At 70.4% G+C, this 17531-nt stretch carries 18 protein-coding genes and 1 riboswitch; of the genes, 13 read left to right on the forward strand and 5 right to left on the reverse strand.

From position 1 onward, the window contains the following. Positions 1 to 6: 6 nt before the first annotated feature. The 3 genes from glyA to gcvT form a co-directional block, all read right to left on the reverse strand. Entirely contained in the window at positions 7 to 1272 is a 1266-nt protein-coding gene (glyA, locus tag ACIPSE_RS08730; RefSeq protein WP_401659105.1) for a serine hydroxymethyltransferase, read from the reverse strand. Between the two features lie 15 nt (positions 1273 to 1287). Next, complete coding sequence (gene gcvH, locus ACIPSE_RS08735) at positions 1288 to 1665, reverse strand: glycine cleavage system protein GcvH (protein ID WP_401659108.1); 378 nt, start codon at positions 1663 to 1665, stop codon at positions 1288 to 1290. A 98-nt stretch (positions 1666 to 1763) separates the two neighbouring features. Then, positions 1764 to 2882 (reverse strand): glycine cleavage system aminomethyltransferase GcvT, encoded by a 1119-nt coding sequence (gcvT, locus tag ACIPSE_RS08740; RefSeq protein WP_401659112.1) that lies wholly within the window; start codon positions 2880 to 2882, stop codon positions 1764 to 1766. Between the two features lie 145 nt (positions 2883 to 3027). Continuing rightward, a riboswitch (glycine riboswitch) is annotated at positions 3028 to 3123 on the reverse strand. 190 nt (positions 3124 to 3313) lie between these two features. Between gcvT and ACIPSE_RS08745 the strand changes: the two genes are divergently transcribed. The 10 genes from ACIPSE_RS08745 (at position 3314) to ACIPSE_RS08790 (ending at position 14241) form a co-directional block, all read left to right on the forward strand. Then, positions 3314 to 3982 (forward strand): AAA family ATPase, encoded by a 669-nt coding sequence (locus tag ACIPSE_RS08745; RefSeq protein ID WP_401659115.1) that lies wholly within the window; start codon positions 3314 to 3316, stop codon positions 3980 to 3982. Between the two features lie 67 nt (positions 3983 to 4049). Beyond that, positions 4050 to 4844 carry an enhanced serine sensitivity protein SseB gene (locus ACIPSE_RS08750; RefSeq protein ID WP_401659118.1) on the forward strand — a complete coding sequence of 265 codons (795 nt, stop codon included), beginning with the start codon at positions 4050 to 4052 and terminating at the stop codon, positions 4842 to 4844. 202 nt (positions 4845 to 5046) lie between these two features. After that, a complete protein-coding gene (locus ACIPSE_RS08755) occupies positions 5047 to 5844 on the forward strand; it encodes an enhanced serine sensitivity protein SseB C-terminal domain-containing protein (protein WP_401659121.1) in 798 nt (265 codons plus the stop codon). Between the two features lie 346 nt (positions 5845 to 6190). Next, positions 6191 to 7201, forward strand: coding sequence for an ABC transporter permease (locus ACIPSE_RS08760; protein WP_401659123.1), 1011 nt, complete (start codon positions 6191 to 6193; stop codon positions 7199 to 7201). A gap of 69 nt (positions 7202 to 7270) precedes the next feature. Beyond that, positions 7271 to 9070: an ABC transporter substrate-binding protein gene (locus tag ACIPSE_RS08765; protein ID WP_401659126.1), complete on the forward strand. Its 1800-nt coding sequence runs from the start codon at positions 7271 to 7273 to the stop codon at positions 9068 to 9070. Between the two features lie 110 nt (positions 9071 to 9180). Next, positions 9181 to 10179 carry an ABC transporter permease gene (locus ACIPSE_RS08770; RefSeq protein WP_401659128.1) on the forward strand — a complete coding sequence of 333 codons (999 nt, stop codon included), beginning with the start codon at positions 9181 to 9183 and terminating at the stop codon, positions 10177 to 10179. Continuing rightward, positions 10176 to 11273 carry an ABC transporter ATP-binding protein gene (locus ACIPSE_RS08775; protein ID WP_401659129.1) on the forward strand — a complete coding sequence of 366 codons (1098 nt, stop codon included), beginning with the start codon at positions 10176 to 10178 and terminating at the stop codon, positions 11271 to 11273. The genes ACIPSE_RS08770 and ACIPSE_RS08775 overlap by 4 nt, the downstream gene beginning before the upstream one ends. A gap of 11 nt (positions 11274 to 11284) precedes the next feature. Further along, positions 11285 to 12580, forward strand: a complete 1296-nt coding sequence (locus ACIPSE_RS08780; protein WP_401659131.1) for an ABC transporter ATP-binding protein — start codon at positions 11285 to 11287, stop codon at positions 12578 to 12580. A 72-nt stretch (positions 12581 to 12652) separates the two neighbouring features. After that, complete coding sequence (locus ACIPSE_RS08785) at positions 12653 to 13309, forward strand: trimeric intracellular cation channel family protein (RefSeq protein ID WP_401659134.1); 657 nt, start codon at positions 12653 to 12655, stop codon at positions 13307 to 13309. Positions 13310 to 13386: 77 nt separating this feature from the next. After that, positions 13387 to 14241 carry a thioesterase family protein gene (locus ACIPSE_RS08790; RefSeq protein WP_401659137.1) on the forward strand — a complete coding sequence of 285 codons (855 nt, stop codon included), beginning with the start codon at positions 13387 to 13389 and terminating at the stop codon, positions 14239 to 14241. A 328-nt stretch (positions 14242 to 14569) separates the two neighbouring features. Here ACIPSE_RS08790 and ACIPSE_RS08795 read toward each other — a convergent pair whose 3' ends face one another. Next, positions 14570 to 14695 (reverse strand): hypothetical protein, encoded by a 126-nt coding sequence (locus ACIPSE_RS08795; protein ID WP_401659140.1) that lies wholly within the window; start codon positions 14693 to 14695, stop codon positions 14570 to 14572. Positions 14696 to 14970: 275 nt separating this feature from the next. Then, positions 14971 to 15597 (reverse strand): TetR family transcriptional regulator, encoded by a 627-nt coding sequence (locus tag ACIPSE_RS08800; RefSeq protein WP_401659143.1) that lies wholly within the window; start codon positions 15595 to 15597, stop codon positions 14971 to 14973. A 144-nt stretch (positions 15598 to 15741) separates the two neighbouring features. Here ACIPSE_RS08800 and ACIPSE_RS08805 point away from each other — a divergent pair, with 144 nt between their 5' ends. The 3 genes from ACIPSE_RS08805 to ACIPSE_RS08815 all read left to right on the forward strand — a co-directional run bounded on the left by ACIPSE_RS08805 (position 15742) and on the right by ACIPSE_RS08815 (position 17514). Continuing rightward, a complete protein-coding gene (locus tag ACIPSE_RS08805) occupies positions 15742 to 15906 on the forward strand; it encodes a hypothetical protein (RefSeq protein WP_401659146.1) in 165 nt (54 codons plus the stop codon). A gap of 35 nt (positions 15907 to 15941) precedes the next feature. After that, positions 15942 to 16226, forward strand: coding sequence for a DUF4190 domain-containing protein (locus tag ACIPSE_RS08810; protein ID WP_401659149.1), 285 nt, complete (start codon positions 15942 to 15944; stop codon positions 16224 to 16226). A gap of 124 nt (positions 16227 to 16350) precedes the next feature. Beyond that, positions 16351 to 17514, forward strand: coding sequence for a cysteine desulfurase family protein (locus ACIPSE_RS08815; protein ID WP_401659152.1), 1164 nt, complete (start codon positions 16351 to 16353; stop codon positions 17512 to 17514). Positions 17515 to 17531 lie beyond the last annotated feature (17 nt).

Below are 17531 nucleotides of genomic sequence, written 5' to 3' on the forward strand. Positions count from 1 at the left end.
GTGGAACTACTTGTTCAGGCCGGGGTACAGCGGGTGCTTGCCGGCCAGGGCCTCGACCCGGGCCCGGAGCGACACCGCGTCGAAGTCCGGCTTCAGCGTCTCGGCGATGACGTCCGCGACCTCGGCGAAGTCCTCCGCCGAGAAGCCGCGCGTGGCCAGCGCCGGCGTACCGATCCGCAGACCGGACGTGACCATCGGCGGGCGCGGGTCGTTCGGGACGGCGTTGCGGTTGACCGTGATGCCGACCTCGTGGAGACGGTCCTCGGCCTGCTGGCCGTCCAGCTCCGACTCGCGCAGGTCGACGAGGATCAGGTGCACGTCCGTGCCGCCGGAGAGCACGTTGACCCCGGCCGCACGGGCGTCCGCGGCCGTCAGACGCTCGGCGAGGATGCGCGCACCCTCCACCGTACGCCGCTGGCGCTCGGCGAACTCCTCACCGGCCGCGACCTTGAAGGAGACCGCCTTCGCCGCGATCACGTGCTCCAGGGGACCGCCCTGGAAGCCCGGGAAGACGGACGAGTTCAGCTTCTTCGCGAACTCCTGCTTCGCCAGGATGATGCCGCCGCGCGGACCGCCCAGCGTCTTGTGGGTGGTGGAGGTGACCACGTGCGCGTGCTCGACCGGGTTCGGGTGCAGCCCCGCGGCCACCAGGCCCGCGAAGTGCGCCATGTCGACCCACAGGTACGCCTCGACCTCGTCGGCGATCCGGCGGAACTCCGCGAAGTCCAGCTGACGCGGGTAGGCGGACCAGCCCGCGATGATCACTTTGGGGCGGTGCTCCCTGGCGAGCTTCTCCACCTCGGCCATGTCGACCAGACCGGTGGCCGGGTCCACGTGGTACGCGACCACGTCGAACTGCTTGCCGGAGAAGTTCAGGCGCATGCCGTGGGTCAGGTGACCGCCGTGCGCGAGGTCCAGGCCGAGGATCGTGTCGCCGGGCTTGGCCAGCGCGAACAGCGCCGCCTGGTTCGCGGAGGCACCGGAGTGGGGCTGGACGTTGGCGTACTCGGCGCCGAACAGCTCCTTGATCCGGTCGATCGCGATCTGCTCGGTGACGTCGACGTGCTCGCAGCCGCCGTAGTAGCGGCGGCCCGGGTAGCCCTCGGCGTACTTGTTGGTCAGGACCGAGCCCTGCGCCTCCATGACGGCGAGCGGCGCGAAGTTCTCGCTCGCGATCATCTCCAGCGTGGACTGCTGACGGTGCAGCTCGGCGTCGATCGCGGCGGCGACCTCCGGGTCGAGCTCGTGCAGGGGCGTGTTCAGGACGGACATCAGATGTACGACTCCTCAGCCGGCGGAAAAGGCGGTGTACTCGTCGGCGGAGAGGAGATCGGCCGGCTCCTCCGCGACGCGTACCTTGAACAGCCAGCCGCCCCCGAAGGGAGCGGAGTTCACCAGCGCCGGGTCGTCGACGACATCCTGGTTGATCTCGGTGACCTCACCGGAGACCGGGGAGTACAGGTCGCTGACCGACTTGGTCGACTCCAGCTCGCCACAGGTCTCGCCCGCGGTGACCGTGTCACCGACCTCGGGGAGCTGGACGAAGACGACATCGCCGAGCGCGTTGGCCGCGTGCTCCGTGATGCCGACCGCCGAGACGCCGTCCGCGGCGTCCGACAGCCACTCGTGCTCCTTGCTGTAACGAAGCTGCTGGGGGTTGCTCATGGCCTGAATTCTCCTGTACGCGGGGGAGTGCTGATGAAGGGGGGAGCGCCGGAGGCGTGCGTGAGCAGCGCCTATGTGCCCAGCATCACCCAGGACGGCTACTTCTGGCGCTTGTAGAACGGCAGCGCCACGACCTCGTACGGCTCGTGCGTGCCCCGGATGTCCACGCCGACCCCGGCGGTGCCCGGAGCGGCGTGCGCGGCGTCGACGTACGCCATCGCGATCGGCTTGCCCAGCGTGGGCGAGGGCGCGCCGGAGGTGACCTCGCCGATCACCTCGCCGCCCGCCACGACCTGGTACCCGGAGCGCGGGACGCGGCGGCCCTCGGCGACCAGGCCGACGAGGACGCGCGGCGGGTCGGCCTGGGCGAGGGCGGCGGCCTTCTCCAGGGCCTCGCGGCCCACGAAGTCGCCGTCCTTCTCGAACTTCACGACCCGGCCGAGCCCGGCGTCGAAGGGGGTGAGGGCGGTGGACAGCTCGTTGCCGTACAGCGGCATGCCCGCCTCCAGGCGCAGGGTGTCCCGGCAGGACAGCCCGCAGGGGACCAGGCCGACGCCCGCGCCGGCCTCGGTGAGCGCCTGCCACAGCCCGACCGCGTCGGCGGGCTTCACGAACAGCTCGAAGCCGTCCTCGCCGGTGTAGCCGGTCCGGGCGATGAGGGCGGGCACCCCGGCGACCGTGCCGGGCAGGCCCGCGTAGTACTTCAGCCCGTCGAGGTCGGCGTCGGTCAGCGACTTCAGGATGCCCGGGGACTCGGGCCCCTGGACGGCGAGCAGCGCGTACGCGTCGCGGTCGTCACGGACCTCGGCGTCGAAGCCGTCCGCCCGCTCCACGAGCGCGTCCAGCACGACCTGGGCGTTGGAGGCGTTGGCGACGACCATGTACTCGGTCTCCGCCAGGCGGTAGACGATCAGGTCGTCCAGGATGCCGCCGTCGGCCCGGCAGATCATGGTGTAGCGGGCGCGGCCGACCCCGACGGAGCCGATGTTCCCGACGAGCGCGAAGTCGAGCAGCCGCGCCGCGTCCGGCCCGGTCACGGTGATCTCGCCCATGTGCGAGAGGTCGAAGAGCCCGGCCCGGGTGCGGACGGCGGTGTGCTCGTCGCGCTCGGAGCCGTAGCGCAGGGGCATGTCCCAGCCGGCGAAGTCGGTCATCGTCGCGCCGAGCGAACGATGCAGGGCATCGAGCGCGGTACGGCGGGGTGAGGTGCTGCTCATCGGACGTAGGTCTCCCAAGGCATGACGGCGAGGTCGTTCCTCCCCATCTGTCATCGGAACCTGAGAGGTTCGCCATGACCGCGGAGGGGACATGGCTTGCACCTTGGGTGGAGCCACCGGAGAGCGGCTCGCTTTTCAGATGTGCCTCGCCCGCGCGGTAACGGGGCCTGAGAGATTCAAGGGAGGGACTTGCTCCTTCGGCGCCCCGACCAGTGGTCGAGGACTCTCCCGCGCGGATTCGAACGGCCGGTATGCAGTTGGCGCCGACATCATTGCACGCATCCGCGACGGGCGGCAGACCGGACCTCGACCGTCCTTTGTGACGGGCCTGTGGCAGAGCGATCACGAAAACGCGAGACCAGCGGATTACCTTCTCTTTACACTCGACGGGGAGGGGAACTCGTGACCCACCCCAGGGGAGGACGATCACGATGAACAGGACGACCACGGCGTACGCGACGACCACCACGGCCGTCGCCCTGCCCGCGCAGCCGAGCGCAGCGGCCCGGGAGCGCCGCGCGTCGCAGCCGGTCGTCCGCGACCTGCGCGAGCGCTCCGGTCACAGCCCGCACGCCCTGCTCTTCGCGCCGAAGGACCTGGTCGTGATCACCGGCCTGCCCGGCAGCGGCAAGTCCACGCTGATGAAGCGGGCGGTCGAGGCCCCGCGCATCGACTCCCAGGACACCCGCGACCGCTGGGACGCCCGCGCGCCCCGCTTCCTGCCCTACGCCGTCTACCGGCCGCTCGTCCGGCTCGCCCACTACTGGGGCCTGCACCGCGCGCTGCGCTCGGGCCAGGGTGTCGTCGTGCACGACTGCGGCACCCAGTCCTGGGTGCGCGGCTGGCTGGCCCGCGAGGCCCGGCGCCGTGGCGGCACCCTGCATCTGCTGCTCCTCGACGTCACCGCGGACACCGCCCTGGCCGGTCAGCGCGAGCGGGGCCGGGGCGTCTCGCGCTACGCGTTCCTGCGGCACCGCTCGGCGGCGGCCCGGCTGATCGGCTCCGTCGAGCGGGGCGAACTGCCCCAGGGCATCGGCTCGACGGTCCTCCTGGACCGGGCCGCGGCGGACACCCTGCGCCGGATCGGCTTCACGGGCTGACCGCGAGGGGCCCGGCACCCGTTAGCCTTTCAGCCACACCAGCGGTACTCGGCAGGCGGTCACACAGATGGACTTCCCGGCACAGGACTTCCCGGCGCAGGGCTTCCCGGAACAGGCGCACCCCCACGGCGGGGGATGGCCAGGCAACGAACTGGAGGAGGTGCTCTCCGCCTCCCTGGGCGTCCCCTCCGCGGGCGGGCGCATCCTGGAAGCCCTCGGGCGCAGTTTCGTCTGGGTCCCGCTGCCCAACGGCGGCGGCCCGGGCAGCGGCCCCCTCGACCTGCCGACCGTGGACATCGGCGGCCAGGCGTTCGTCCCGGTCTTCAGCTCCGAGGAGCAGTTCCGCCAGGTCACCGGCTCCCACATGGCGTTCACCATCGCGCCCGCCGTGGAGTTCGCCCGCGGTCTGCCCCCGCAGGTCGGCATCGCCCTCAACCCGGACGGCGTGGTCGGCATCCCCCTGCCGCCGCCCGCCGTCGCCGAGCTGTGCCGCCAGGGCCGCTCCCCGCTCGACGGCTTCACCACCGGGGGCCGGGTCAAGCTCTACGAGCCCGACTGGCAGGAGGAGCCGGTGGACTTCCTCGCCGCGGCCTCCGCCGAGTTCGCGGCGACCGGGGTGGTCCTCACCGCCCGCCGCTGCCTCGCCGCCATCGAGACCGCCGACCCCGTGATGTTCGTGGGCGTCGAACTCTCCCAGTGGGAGGGCGACTTGCGTACCCTGCCGATGGACGCCCTGGGCCGCGCGCTGGGCCGGGTCCCGGTGCCCTGGCAGGTCAACCTGGTCCTGATGGACGTGGCGGACGACCCGGTGGCCCACTGGCTGAGGGAACGGGTCCGCCCCTTCCACCAGCGGGACGTGTAGCGGTTCTCAGGGGCGCGGGGAACCGCGCGACAAGCCCCACGGCCCGCACTCCGGGACCCACCGCAAGAGGCACCGAACCCAGGGGCGCGGGGAACTGCGCGACCAGCCCTCACCGACCCGCACCCGGACGACAACCGCAAGCCCCACCCCGTCACGGCTTAAGCTGTCGGCAGACACACGCATCGTTTCTCCGGAGGGACACGTGAGCGCGAGCGGCACCGCCGCGACCGGCCAGGTCGAGCACATGCTGCGCCAAGTGACACCGGGGCGCTACGACGCCTACGAGGCACTCCTCCGCGCCCTCGCGACCCCTTCCTCCGGCCAGATCTGGATGCTGCTGTGGCACGGCCAGTCCGGCTCCCCCGACGCCCAGTACGGAAACATGGAGGTCGAGGGCCTCGGTTACGCGCCCTGCGTGACCTCCGCCCAGGAACTGAGCGCCAGCGGCTGGAACCGGTCGTACGAGGTCGTCGACGGCATCGACGTGGCCCGGACCCTGTACCCGGACCACTTCGGGCTCTGGCTCAACCCGCACGCGCCCGGCGGCGGGGTCGGCATCCCGTGGCTGGACCTGCGGCGGATCGCCACCGGTCTGGAGCGCCAGCCCGCCGGTCCGCTGCGGCTCTCCGATCCCGCGATCGAGATCCCGCAGTTCTACGCCGTGATCGCGCAGAACGCCCACCGCACGCCCGCCGTGCGCTCGCTGCGCCGCGCGTGGGTCCAGCCGGCCCTCGGGGCGCCGTACCTGGCCATCGGGCTCGACGTCTACGACACCAGCCCGCCGGCCGTCGACTCGGTGCGGGCGATGATGCAGCAGTCGATCGGCGCGGTCCCGGACGGACTGCCCGTGTCGACCGTCGCCATGTCGGACGAGTACGACCCGATCGCGATGTGGATGCGGGCCGGCGCCCGCCCGTTCTACGACCGTGAGGCCCACGCGGCCCCGGCTCAGGCCCCCGTGGCGGGGTACGGCTACCCGCCCGCCCCCGGCGGCTACTAGGCCGGGACCGGGCGGATGGCACGAGGCGTTCCACCGAGCAAGACGACTCGTGTTGCGGGAGTGTTTCTTCGCGCGTAGATCGGGGCGGAAGGTCCCGATGGGACACCGATGTCCGAACTTGCCCCCGTCCGGGGGGCGTTACCCACTGTCCGGATAACGGAACCCTCCTAGCCTCATCACGTTTATGCATCCATTCATCGCCAAGTCTGGCAACAGATCGCCAAAGCGTTGAAGACTCCCGCTCCAGGGGTGGACTTAGCCCCCCTTTAAGTACGACGGACTGAATCACGCCGCTACAGCGGCAAGTGCGGGCCGGCTACCGCCGGTTGAGAGGGGTCCCTGCCAGATGACGGCACCATTGCACGAGCCGACCGCGGAAGCGGCCCCGAGCGCGGCCGAGGAAGCGGCGGCGAGCAGCGCCGGCGCCAAGGCCGTCCAGGGGCGTTCCCTGGGCCGGATCGCCTGGGAGCGCCTGAAGCGGGACAAGCTCGCTCTCGCGGGCGGCATAGTCGTGCTCTTCCTCATCGTGGTCGCCCTGCTCGCGCCGGTGATCACCAGCCTGTACGGGCAGGACCCGACCACGTACCACGACAAGGACCTGATCGACCCGCTGTTCGGCACCCCCAAGGGGGCCTTCGGCGGCATCAGCGGCGACCACTGGCTGGGCGTCGAACCGGTCAACGGCCGCGACATCTTCGCCCGCATCGTCTACGGCGCCCGGATCTCCCTGCTCGTCGGCTTCCTGTCCGCGATCGTCGCCGTCATCCTCGGCACGGTCCTCGGCATCCTGGCCGGCTTCTTCGGTGGCTGGGTCGACTCCGCCATCAGCCGGGTCATGGACGGCCTCCTGGCCTTCCCGCAGCTGCTGTTCATCATCGCGCTGGTCTCCGTCATGCCGAACGAGATGCTGGGCCTGACCGGCACGGGCGTGCGCCTGTTCGTGATGATCCTGGTCATCGGGTTCTTCGGCTGGCCCTACATCGGACGCGTGGTGCGCGGCCAGACGCTCTCGCTGCGTGAGCGCGAGTACGTCGAGGCGGCCCGCTCGCTGGGCGCCGGGCGGTTCTACATCCTGTTCAAGGAGCTGCTGCCCAACCTGGTCGCGCCGATCATCGTCTACACGACGATGATGATCCCCACCAACATCCTCACCGAGGCGGCGCTCAGCTTCCTGGGCGTGGGCGTCAAGCCCCCCACGGCCTCCTGGGGGCAGATGCTCTCGAACGCGATCGACTACTACAAGTCGGACCCCACGTACATGGTGGTTCCGGGTGTGGCGATCTTCATCACCGTTCTTGCCTTCAACCTCTTCGGCGACGGCGTGCGTGACGCGCTGGACCCGAAGGGCTCCCGCTGAACTGCCGTACCCCAAGCGTCCCGTGGCATCTACACGGGGTCTCTCATCAAATCCGGAGGATCCGAGATCGTGACTACCCAACGCACCACAGGGCGGCGGAAGCAGGCATTTGCCGCTGTCGCCGCGGTCGCCGCGCTGCTGACCACGGCGGCGTGCGGCGGCGGTGACAGCGACGACGGCAACGGCGGCTCGACGACGGGCGCGGCCGGCTACAACGCCGCGAACAACAAGGTCGCCCAGGCCTCGCTGGCCAAGAAGGGCGGCGAGCTGAAGTTCGCCGGTGCCCAGGACGCCGACTCGTGGGACACCACGCGTGGCTACTACGGCTTCATGTGGAACTTCGCGCGCTACTACAGCCGTCAGCTCGTCACGAGCGCCACCGAGCCGGGTGCCAAGGGCGCCGCGCTCGCCCCGGACCTCGCCACCGGTCTCGCCAAGGTCACCGACGACGGCAAGACCTACACGTACACCCTGCGTGACGGCATCACGTGGGAGGACGGCCAGGCGATCACGTCCAAGGACGTCAAGTACGGCATCGAGCGCGTCTGGGCGCAGGACGTGCTGTCCGGCGGCCCGGTGTACCTGAAGGACGTCCTCGACCCCAAGGGCGAGTACAAGGGCCCCTACAAGGACACCTCCGCCGACAAGCTCGGCCTCAAGGCGATAGACACCCCGGACGACAAGACCATCGTCTTCCACCTGCCCGAGGCCAACGCCGACTTCGAGGAGATCCTCGCCCTGGTCTCGGCGTCCCCGGTCCGCCAGGACAAGGACACCAAGTCCAAGTACGGCCTGAAGCCGTTCTCCTCCGGCCCGTACAAGTTCGAGTCGTACAGCCCGGGCAAGGACCTCGTCCTCGTCCGCAACGACAAGTGGAGCCAGGCCTCGGACCCGATCCGCAAGGCCTACCCGGACAAGATCTCGGTCAAGTTCTTCTCGAACGCCAACGACCTGGACGCCCGTCTGATCGCCGGTGACTACGACCTGGACATCAACCAGACCGGTCTGTCCCCGCAGGGCCGCACCACCGCCCTTCAGGAGCACAAGGCCAACCTGGACAACCCGGTCTCCGGCTACATCCGCTACGCCGTCTTCCCGCAGAGCGTGAAGCCGTTCGACAACGAGCACTGCCGCAAGGCCGTGATCTACGGTGCCGACCACGTCTCGCTGCAGACCGCGCGCGGTGGCCCGGTCGCCGGTGGTGACATCGGCACCAACATGCTGCCCCCGACCGTCCCCGGTTCCGAGGGCCAGTCGTACGACCCGTACGAGCTCGCCGGCGCCAACAAGAACGGCAACGTCGCCAAGGCCAAGGAAGAGCTGAAGGCCTGCGGTCAGCCGAACGGCTTCAAGACCACCATCGCCGTCCGTAACAACAAGCCGGTCGAGGTGGCCACCGCCGAGTCCCTGCAGGCGTCGCTGAAGAAGATCGGCATCGACGTCAGCATCGACCAGTACGACGGTTCGCAGACCTCCGGCATCATCGGCAGCCCCTCGAACGTGAAGAAGAAGGGCTACGGCATCATCATCATGGGCTGGGGCGCCGACTTCGGTTCGGTCCAGGGCTTCGGTCTGCCGCTGTGGGACGGCAAGTACATCCTCGAGAGCGGCAACAACAACTTCGCCCTGATCGACGACAAGAAGATCAACGGCCTCTTCGACACCTACGTGGAGACGCAGGACGGCGCGGCCAAGCTCTCGATCGCCAAGGACATCAACCACGCGGTCATGGACGGCGGCTACTACCTGCCGTTCGTCTTCGAGAAGTTCGTCAACTGGCGCGGTGACCGACTCGCGAACGTCTACACGTCGGACGCCTACAGCGGCATGTACGACTTCGTCAACCTCGGTCTGAAGTCCTCGAAGTAATCCCGGCACACCCGCCGAACGGCACGAAAGGCAGGTGAAGGCCGGCGACGCGGGAACGCGGGCCACCGGACGACCTCCGGTGGCCCGCGGCCCGCGGCGGGCCGAGAGCTGTGCTCGCTTACCTCATCAGGCGGCTGTTCGCCGCCGCAGTGATGCTCGTGGTCATCATCATGGTGGTCTTCGGCATCTTCTTCCTCGTCCCCAAGTGGGCGGGCGTCGACGTCGCCTTGAGCTTCGTGGGCAAGCAGGCCGACCCCGCCGCCGTCGAGGGCGTGCGGCAGAAGCTCGGACTGAGCGACCCGATCTACGCTCAGGTCTGGGAGTTCTTCAAGGGCATCTTCGCGGGCCGCACCTACGTGGGCGGTGGCGACACCGTGCACTGCGCCGCGCCGTGCTTCGGCTACTCCTTCCGCAGCGAGCAGGCCATCTGGCCGGTGATCACGGACCGCTTCCCGGTGACCCTGGGTCTGGCGCTCGGTGCCGCCGTGCTGTGGCTGATCTTCGGTATCGCCGCCGGTGTGCTCTCCGCCCTCAAGCGGGGCAGCCTCTGGGACCGCGGTGCCATGCTCGTCGCGCTGTCGGGTGTCTCCCTCCCCATCTACTTCACCGGTCTGCTGTCGGTCGCGATCTTCGACATCGGGCTCGGCTGGATCGACGCCGAGTACGTCCCGCTGACCGAGAGCTTCGGCGGCTACTTCGCGTCCATGCTGCTCCCCTGGGCGACCCTCGCGTTCCTCTACGCCGCGATGTACGCCCGGATCACCCGCGCCACCATGATGGAGATCCTCGGTGAGGACTACATCCGCACGGCGCGGGCCAAGGGCCTCAAGGAGAAGGTCGTCATCCGCAAGCACGCCATGCGGTCGACCCTCACGCCCATCCTGACCATGCTCGGCATGGACCTCGGCGCCCTCATCGGCGGCGCGATCCTGACCGAGACCACGTTCAGCCTGCCCGGCCTCGGCCAGGCGGTGCTCAACGGCATCAAGACCCAGGACCTGCCCGTCATTCTGGGCGTCACCCTGATCACTTCTCTCGCGGTGCTGATCGCCAACCTCGCGGTGGACATCCTTTATGCCGTGATCGACCCCCGAGTGAGGCTCGCATGACCGAACTCAGCAAGAGCGGAGCGGCCGTGGGCGAGCCCACCCCTGCCTCGCCCGCGCCGACCTCGTTCCTCGAAGTGCGCGACCTCAAGGTGCACTTCCCCACCGACGACGGCCTCGTCAAGTCCGTCGACGGCCTCTCCTTCAAGCTGGAGAAGGGCAAGACCCTCGGCATCGTGGGCGAGTCCGGCTCCGGCAAGTCGGTGACCTCGCTGGGCATCATGGGCCTGCACACCGCCGGCCAGTACGGCAAGCGCAAGGCCCGGATCTCCGGCGAGATCTGGCTCAACGGCACCGAACTGCTCACCGCCGACCCGGACCACGTGCGCAAGCTGCGGGGCCGCGAGATGGCGATGATCTTCCAGGACCCGCTGTCCGCCCTGCACCCGTACTACACGATCGGCCAGCAGATCGTGGAGGCGTACCGCATCCACCACAACGTGGACAAGAAGACCGCGAAGAGGCGCGCGGTCGAGATGCTCGACCGGGTCGGCATCCCGCAGCCCGACAAGCGCGTGGACAGCTACCCGCACGAGTTCTCCGGCGGTATGCGCCAGCGCGCGATGATCGCGATGTCGCTGGTCAACAACCCCGAGCTGCTGATCGCGGACGAGCCGACGACCGCCCTGGACGTGACCGTCCAGGCGCAGATCCTCGACCTGATCCGGGACCTGCAGAAGGAGTTCGGCTCCGCGGTCATCGTCATCACCCACGACCTGGGCGTCGTCGCCGAACTCGCCGACGACATCCTGGTGATGTACGGCGGGCGCTGCGTCGAGCGGGGCCCCGCCGACAAGGTGTTCTACGAGCCCCGCCACCCCTACACCTGGGGCCTGCTCGGCTCGATGCCACGCCTGGACCGTGACCAGCAGGAGCGCCTGATCCCGGTCAAGGGCTCCCCGCCCTCGCTGATCAACATCCCGTCCGGCTGCGCCTTCAACCCGCGCTGCCCGTACGCGGACGTCCCCAAGGACAACGTCACCCGCACGGTCCGCCCGGAGCTCGCCGAGGTCGGCAGCCAGCACTGGGCCGCCTGCCACATGACGCAGGAGCAGCGGGAGCGGATCTGGACCGAAGAGATTGCGCCGAAGCTGTGAGCGAGGACAAAGTGAGCATCCCTGCGCAGAGCGACGGCACGCTCGTCACCAAGGCGGACGCCGCCCCCGGTGAGACCCTGCTCAAGGTGACCGGGCTCAAGAAGCACTTCCCGATCCGCAAGGGCCTGCTCCAGCGCCAGGTCGGCGCCGTGCACGCGGTCGACGGTCTCGACTTCGAGGTCAAGGCCGGCGAGACCCTCGGTGTCGTGGGCGAGTCGGGCTGCGGCAAGTCGACGATGGGCCGGCTGATCACCCGGCTGCTCGAACCGACCGGCGGCAGCATCGAGTTCGAGGGCAAGGACATCACGCACCTCGGTGTGGGCGGTATGCGTCCGCTCCGCCGCGACGTGCAGATGATCTTCCAGGACCCGTACTCGTCGCTGAACCCGCGCCACACCATCGGCACGATCGTCGGCGCCCCCTTCAAGCTCCAGGGCGTCACGCCCGAGGGCGGCATCAAGGCGGAGGTCCAGCGCCTGCTGTCGGTGGTCGGTCTCAACCCCGAGCACTACAACCGCTATCCGCACGAGTTCTCCGGCGGTCAGCGCCAGCGCATCGGCATCGCCCGCGCGCTGGCCCTGAACCCGAAGCTGGTCGTGGCCGACGAGCCGGTCTCCGCGCTCGACGTGTCGATCCAGGCCCAGGTCGTGAACCTGCTGGACGACCTCCAGCAGGAACTCGGTCTGACGTACGTGATCATCGCGCACGACCTCTCGGTCGTCCGGCACGTCTCGGACCGGATCGCGGTGATGTACCTCGGCAAGATCGTCGAGCTGGCGGACCGTGAGTCGCTGTACAAGGCGCCCATGCACCCGTACACCAAGGCGCTCATGTCGGCGGTGCCGATCCCGGACCCGCGCCGCAAGAACGCCAAGAGCGAACGCATCCTGCTCAAGGGCGACGTCCCCTCGCCGATCTCCCCGCCGAGCGGCTGCCGGTTCCACACCCGGTGCTGGAAGGCCACGGAGATCTGCAAGACGAAGGAGCCGGCGCTCGTCGAGCTGAAGCCCGGTCAGCAGGTCGCCTGCCACCACCCGGAGAACTTCGAGGACCAGGCTCCGCAGGACACCGTCCTGCTGACGGTCGCGCGGGAGGCGGCCGAACTGGTCGCCGACGAGGTGCTGGCGGAGAGCGCGGAGACGTCGGCCGCGGTGGCGGCGGAGGTCGCCGAGCTCACGGAGACCGCGGAGACCACGGAGACGGCGGAGACGTCGGCGACCACGGAGCCCGCCGAAGCGGAGACGGCCGCGGCCGAGACCACCGCCGACACGCCGGACGAGCCGGAGGCTCCCGCCAAGGAGAAGTGAGTTCCCGTTCCATCAGCGAGCCCTCGCCTTCATTTGTAAGGCGAGGGCTCACTGCTGGGCGAGAATGTGCGGGTGATCCAGGAACTGTTCACCCCCTCCGTCCAGCACACGCTCGATCTGATCGGCATCTTCGTCTTCGCCATCTCCGGCGCCCTGCTGGCCGTACGCAAGAACTTCGACGTCTTCGGCATCGCCGTCCTCGCCGAGGTGACGGCCCTGGGCGGCGGGCTGTTCCGGGACCTGATCATCGGAGCCGTGCCGCCCGCCGCCTTCACCGACCTCGGCTACTTCACCACCCCGCTGCTCGCCGCCCTCCTGGTCTTCTTCCTGCACCCCCAGGTGGAGCGCATCCAGCTCGGCGTGAACATCTTCGACGCGGCGGGCCTCGGCCTGTTCTGCGTGACCGGCACGACCAAGGCGTACGACTACGGGCTCGGCCTCACCCAGTCCGCCGCGCTGGGGCTGGCCACGGCGGTCGGCGGGGGCGTGCTGCGGGACGTGCTCGCCAACGAGGTGCCCTCCCTGCTGCGCTGGGACCGCGACCTGTACGCGGTCCCGGCGATCGTCGGCGCCACGATGGCCGTGCTGTGCCTGCGCTACGGCGTGCTGAACCCGTTCACCACCGGCCTCGCCGTCGTCACGGCCTTCGTGCTGCGCTTGCTCGCCATGCGGTACCACTGGCGAGCGCCGCGGGCGTGGAACCGGCGGTCGACCGTGCGCGAGGAGTAGTGACGGGTGGTGGGTGACGGGTGGTGGGTGACCGAAGAAAGCTACCGCTTAGTAATGGGTTGTTGTATCGTTCAGCCATGCCAGACGCAGCCTCCGCCACGCGCGCCGCCATCGGCGACAGCGAGTTCGACCGGGACACCGCGCTCACCCGCCGTGCCCCCGGCGTCTACGACATCGACCTCTCCGCCGGCTGGACGATCATCAGCGCCGTCAACGGCGGCTACCTGCTGGCCGTCCTGGGCCGCGCCCTCGCGGACGCCCTGCCGCACGCCGACCCGTTCACCGTCTCCGCGCACTACCTGACCGCCTCCCGGCCGGGCCCGGCGGTCGTCCGCACGGAGGTCGTGCGCACCGGCCGCACCCTCTCCACCGGCCAGGCCTCGCTCCTCCAGTACGACGAGCAGGGCAACGAGGTCGAACGCATCCGCGTCCTCGCCTCGTACGGCGACCTGGATTCCCTCCCGGACGACGTCCGCACGGCGGCGACCCCGCCCGCGATCCCGCCGATGGACCAGTGCTTCGGCCCCGAGGACGGACCCGCCCCCGTCGAGGGCAGCTCGGCGATCACCGACCGGCTGATGCTCAAGCTCGACCCCTCGACGCTCGGCTGGGCCCTCGGCGCGCCGTCCGGAAAGGGGGAGATGCGGGCCTGGTTCGGGCTCGCGGACGGCCGGGACGCGGACCCCCTCTCGCTGCTCCTGGCGGTGGACGCGCTGCCGCCCACGGCCTTCGAGATCGGCCTCAAGGGCTGGGTCCCCACGGTCGAGCTGACGGTCCATGTCCGCTCCCGTCCGGCCCCCGGGCCGCTGCGCGTCTCGATCACCACCCGCAACCTCGCCGGCGGCTTCCTGGAGGAGGACGCCGAGGTCTGGGACAGCGCGGACCGACTCGTCGCCCAGTCACGCCAGTTGGCGCGCGTCAGGCTCGGCTAGCCGGTCCCGCCGCGCCGGGTTCTGTCACGGGCGTGTACCAGCGGGTAGCTGATGAGGGCGGAGAAACACGCAGGTCAAGTGGGGTGCTTTAGAACGGCTTTGCCGGACGCACAGGTGTGGGACAGCGCGGGCCCAAGGAAGCCCTAAGACGCGTTGATTGAGTTCGCGCCTCAAGAACTCCCTCATATTTCCTGGAGTCGTTTCTCATGAAGCGTGTGCGTCTCATTCCCGCAGTGGCCCTGCTGGCGCTCTCGCCCCTCGCCCTGGTGGCCTGTGGCTCGGGCGATTCCTCGTCCTCCTCGAACAGCGGTGACTCCGGGCAGTCGTGTCAGCAGCCCTCGGGCATGCCGAGCGGTGCCCCGTCCGGGATGCCCAGCGGCGCCCCCTCGGGCGCTCCCACGGCGAACGGCACGAACCAGCCCTCGGGCATGCCCTCCGGTGCCCCCTCGGGCATGCCGAGCGGGCAGCCGGGCGGCGGTCAGGGTGGCCCTGGCGGCGGCCAGGGCGGCGGCTGCGGCGGTCCTGGCGGCGGTGCCGGCGGCGCCCCGAGCGGCGCCCCCAGCGGTGCGCCGAGCGCGGCGGCCTCGGCGACCGGGAGCTGACCGTCCGCAGGCGAGCCGCGTAAGGCGGGCGGGGCGGGTACGGCAGGGGCGGCACTCCCGGTGAACGGGGGTGCCGCCCCTGGGCGTTGCGGTCCTGGTCGAGCCGGCGCGGTGCGGCCGAGGCGGTTCAGTCGAGCCAGTGCAGGCGGCCGATGGTGATCAGCCGCATCTGCCGGGTCGCCACCTGGGCCACCCGGTCCCGCTCCGCCTCGCCCGCCTCCTGGGCCTCCAGGAACAGCGACGCCGTGATCAGCATCTGGTCCACGTAGAGGTTGGCCAGCATCAGCAGATCGTCCCCGGCCCACCCGGCCGCCTCGGGGTCCTTGGCCAGTTCGTCCCGCACCTCGACGCCGAACCGGGCGAGCTGGTCCCGGATCGCCTCGCGCACCGGCGCCACCCCGCCGTGCCGCTCACGGGCGATGAAACGGATGTGCGCCGGGTACGTCTCGACGTGGCGGGCGGTCAGTTCCACGGCGCGGGCTATGCGTTCCTCGCTGGAGACCGCCGCCGTGACCGTCGTGCGGATCATCGGGTGCAGGCTGCCGAGGGCTTCCTCGACGAGGGCCACGCCCAGGTCCTCGGTGGAGCGGAAGTGCCGGTAGAAGGCGGTGGGGGCGACGCCGACGGCCCGGGTGACCTCGCGCAGGCCCAGACTGCTCAGGCTCTGGTCCTCCAGCAGCCCGAGCGCCGCGTCCAGGAGCGCCTGCCGGGTCTTCTGCTTCTGGATCTGCCGGATGCCGAGGGTGTGACTCATGCCATGCAGTAAACAACTGTTCTCTGGAATTGAGAAGCCGTCCGACGCGCTAGACTCTTTAGTCAGTGAACAACTGTTACTACAACTGTTCACCGAAATGTCACGAGAGGCAACCCGTCAGCATCTCGGAGGGGGATTCCATCCATGCTGTTCCTCGTCGCCGCGCTCCTGCTCTTCGGCGCCGTGCTGGGCACCGTCGCCCACGCGCCGTTCACCTTCACCGCCGTGGCCGCCGCCGGCATCGCCGTCTGGCTCGGGATCTTCGCGCTCCGTGAGCGCCACGCCCGCCGCCACGCCTCGACGCACTGACCCGCCCCACCCACCGATCAGGGGGAGTGATCACCATGCAGCTCACCGCACCGGCCGACACCACCGCCACCGCCGCGCGCCGTACCGGCGTCCGGGACGCCGACGGCATGGCCGTGGCCTCCTTCATCCTCGGCCTGCTCGGCCTTCTCGTCCTCAACCTCTTCCTCGGCCCCGTCGCCATCGCCCTCGCCGCGGCGGCCCTGTGGCGCGGCACCGCCCGCCGCGGACGCGCCTTCCTCGGCCTCGCCCTCGGCGTCGCCGACCTGCTGGTGCTGGTCGCGGTCATGCAGCTGGACAGCACGGTGTCCTGGAGCTTCTAGCGGGCACGCGCGGGCTTCTAGCGGGCACGCGCGTGCTTCCGGCGGGCGTGTGCGTGCCCCGGCCCCGCCCTCAAGGCGGCCTCGACCAGGGGCCTGTGCGACCGGCCCGTAGAATCGACGCACCATGGCTTACCTCGACCACGCCGCGACCACCCCGATGCTTCCCGAGGCGGTCGAGGCACTCACCGCGCAGCTCGCCGTCACGGGCAACGCCTCCTCCCTCCACGCGTCCGGCCGTCGGGCGCGGCGCACCGTCGAGGAGGCCCGCGAGACCCTCGCCGAGTCCCTCGGCGCCCGCCCCAGCGAGGTGGTGTTCACCTCCGGCGGCACCGAGGCCGACAACCTCGCCGTGAAGGGCCTGTACTGGTCCCGCCGCGACGCCGACCCGGCCCGCACCCGGGTGCTCGCCAGCCCCGTGGAGCACCACGCCGTCCTGGACGCCGTCCACTGGCTCGGCGAACACGAGGGCGCCACCGTCGAGTACCTCCCCGTCGACCGGTACGGCCGGGTCCACCCCGACGCCCTGCGCGAGGCCCTCGCCCGCGACCCTGGCGGCGTGGCCCTGGTGACGGTCATGTGGGCGAACAACGAGATCGGCACGGTCATGCCGGTCCGTGAACTCGCCGACGTCTGCGCCGAGTTCGACGTCCCGCTGCACGCCGACGCCGTCCAGGCCTACGGCCAGGTCCCCGTCGACTTCGCCGCCTCAGGGCTCGCCGCGATGACGGTCTCCGGCCACAAGGTCGGCGGCCCCTACGGCATCGGCGCGCTGCTGCTGGGCCGCGACCGGAACCCCGTGCCCGTCCTGCACGGCGGCGGCCAGGAGCGGAACGTGCGCTCGGGGACCCTCGACGTGCCCGCCGTCGCCTCCTTCGCGGTCGCCGGCCGCCTCGCCGCCGAACAGCGCGCGTGGTTCGCCCGCGAGATCGGCGCCCTGCGCGACTCCCTCGTCGACGCGGTCCGTACGGCCGTCCCGGACGCGCTCCTCGGCGGTGACCCGGTCGACCGGCTCCCCGCCAACGCCCACTTCACCTTCCCCGGCTGCGAGGGCGACTCCCTGCTCCTGCTGCTGGACGCGCAGGGCATCGAGTGCTCCACCGGCTCCGCCTGCACGGCCGGGGTCGCCCAGCCCAGCCATGTCCTCCTCGCCACCGGCACCGACCCCGACCTGGCCCGCGGCACCCTGCGCTTCTCCCTCGGGCACACCTCCACCGAGGCCGACGTGGAGGCCGTGGCCAAGGCCATCGGCCCGGCGGTGGAGCGGGCGCGGGCGGCGGGCCTGACGTAGGGCCCGCCCGGAGGGCC

It is taken from the genome of Streptomyces sp. NPDC090106, assembly GCF_044747265.1.
Taxonomy (GTDB): domain Bacteria; phylum Actinomycetota; class Actinomycetes; order Streptomycetales; family Streptomycetaceae; genus Streptomyces.

Bases quoted from the DNA above. Each gene is read 5' to 3' on its own strand.
- glyA (WP_401659105.1), bottom strand. From the start codon at position 1,272: ATGTCCGTCCTGAACACGCCCCTGCACGAGCTCGACCCGGAGGTCGCC.
- gcvH (WP_401659108.1), bottom strand. From the start codon at position 1,665: ATGAGCAACCCCCAGCAGCTTCGTTACAGCAAGGAGCACGAGTGGCTG.
- gcvT (WP_401659112.1), bottom strand. From the start codon at position 2,882: ATGAGCAGCACCTCACCCCGCCGTACCGCGCTCGATGCCCTGCATCGT.
- ACIPSE_RS08745 (WP_401659115.1), top strand. From the start codon at position 3,314: ATGAACAGGACGACCACGGCGTACGCGACGACCACCACGGCCGTCGCC.
- ACIPSE_RS08750 (WP_401659118.1), top strand. From the start codon at position 4,050: ATGGACTTCCCGGCACAGGACTTCCCGGCGCAGGGCTTCCCGGAACAG.
- ACIPSE_RS08760 (WP_401659123.1), top strand. From the start codon at position 6,191: ATGACGGCACCATTGCACGAGCCGACCGCGGAAGCGGCCCCGAGCGCG.
- ACIPSE_RS08775 (WP_401659129.1), top strand. From the start codon at position 10,176: ATGACCGAACTCAGCAAGAGCGGAGCGGCCGTGGGCGAGCCCACCCCT.
- ACIPSE_RS08790 (WP_401659137.1), top strand. From the start codon at position 13,387: ATGCCAGACGCAGCCTCCGCCACGCGCGCCGCCATCGGCGACAGCGAG.
- ACIPSE_RS08795 (WP_401659140.1), bottom strand. From the start codon at position 14,695: ATGCCCGAGGGGGCACCGGAGGGCATGCCCGAGGGCTGGTTCGTGCCG.
- ACIPSE_RS08800 (WP_401659143.1), bottom strand. From the start codon at position 15,597: ATGAGTCACACCCTCGGCATCCGGCAGATCCAGAAGCAGAAGACCCGG.
- ACIPSE_RS08805 (WP_401659146.1), top strand. From the start codon at position 15,742: ATGCTGTTCCTCGTCGCCGCGCTCCTGCTCTTCGGCGCCGTGCTGGGC.
- ACIPSE_RS08810 (WP_401659149.1), top strand. From the start codon at position 15,942: ATGCAGCTCACCGCACCGGCCGACACCACCGCCACCGCCGCGCGCCGT.
- ACIPSE_RS08815 (WP_401659152.1), top strand. From the start codon at position 16,351: ATGGCTTACCTCGACCACGCCGCGACCACCCCGATGCTTCCCGAGGCG.